A 1,439-nucleotide genomic window follows, 5' to 3' on the forward strand; every position below is an offset into this window, starting at 1 on the left:
GTCGCCGAGGAAACGGTCCTCGATCTGGGCGGAATCGCGTTCACTGGCAAGCGGTTCCAGGACGTGCGCACCGCACTGAACCGGGCGAAGAAGTCCGGTATCTCCGCCGAGTGGATTTCCTTCCCTCATGCACCTCTCGCGATCAAGGATCAGATCGTCGCGATCTCGGAAGAATGGGTAGCGGACAAGGGGATGCCCGAGATGGGATTCACCCTCGGGGGACTCGACGAGGTCGACGACGAACAAGTGCGGTGCCTGATTGCCGTCGACGAGGATCGCACCGTGCACGGTGTCACGTCATGGCTACCGGTGTACCGCGACGGCAAAGTCGTCGGGTGGACACTCGACTTCATGAGGCGACGCTCCGAAGGATTCCGTCCCGCGATGGAGTTCCTCATCGCCTCCGCTGCACTGAAATTGGAGGAGGAGGGCGTCGAGGCGCTTCTCTACGCGAGATGCCGAAGCTGGCGAGCGCACCGGCGGTCGCCAACGATTCAGCCTGTGCGGTAGTCAGTTCCACCCGGCCGGTCAGATCGAGAAACGACGTGAACGGTCCACCGAGGTCGCGCTGTTCGACGATCTTCTCGGCCAGTGCATCGCCGATGTTGCGCACCTCCCCCAATCCCAGCCGAACCTCGAATCCACTTGCCTCGACGGTGGCGTGCGCAAGGCTGACATTGATGTCTGCACCGTGTACCTGCACTCCGTGCCGGCGCGCATCGGCAACCAAGGACTGCGGCGAGTAGAAACCCATGGGCTGCGCGCGCAGAAGTCCGGCACAGAACGCAGCGGGATGATGAAGTTTGAACCACGAGGAGTAGAAGACCAGCGCGGCAAAACTCTGTGAATGGCTTTCCGGGAAACCGAAATTTGCAAACGCATACAGCTTTTCGTAGATCCGGTCGGCAACCTCGTCGCCGATGCCGTGTAGGTCTCGCATGCCCTGATAGAACCTCGCGCGCAGTTGTTCCATCTTCTCGGTGGAGCGTTTCGATCCCATTGCCCGACGCAATTGATCGGCCTCGGACGGCGTGAAGCCCGCAACGTCGACGGCCATCTGCATCAACTGTTCCTGGAACAGCGGAACCCCCAACGTGCGTTCGAGTGCCTTCTCGAGCGACGGATGGTCGTAGGACACAGGTTCGAGTTTGTTGCGCCGACGAATGTACGGATGCACTGATCCGCCTTGAATCGGCCCCGGACGGATGAGCGCGACCTCGACCACCAGGTCGTAGAAGTTTCGAGGCTTCAGACGCGGCAGTGTCGCCATCTGCGCACGTGATTCCACTTGGAACACCCCCACCGAATCTGCCCGCTGCAGCATCTCGTACACCGCCGTTTCCGACACATGGCAGGTGCCACAGGCCGTTTCCCCTCCACAGTCTCCATCGATCCCCGGCACAGCATTGTCGGTTGCAATCTGCATCAGCGATCGACCT

The 1,439-nt window shown here is 60.9% G+C and carries 2 protein-coding genes; one reads left to right on the forward strand and one right to left on the reverse strand.

The annotated features are described in order from the left end of the window. Positions 1-510 (forward strand): phosphatidylglycerol lysyltransferase domain-containing protein (locus ABT116_RS46010; protein WP_351647145.1); only part of this gene is annotated, 510 nt, incomplete at its 5' end. Here the strand turns inward: ABT116_RS46010 and ABT116_RS46015 are convergent. Then, a partial coding sequence (locus ABT116_RS46015; RefSeq protein ID WP_502984072.1) for a helix-hairpin-helix domain-containing protein occupies positions 395-1,439 on the reverse strand: 1,045 nt, incomplete at its 5' end. The genes ABT116_RS46010 and ABT116_RS46015 overlap by 116 nt on opposite strands.

The organism is Streptomyces sp. NPDC002130, from assembly GCF_040296465.1.
Taxonomy (GTDB): domain Bacteria; phylum Actinomycetota; class Actinomycetes; order Streptomycetales; family Streptomycetaceae; genus Streptomyces.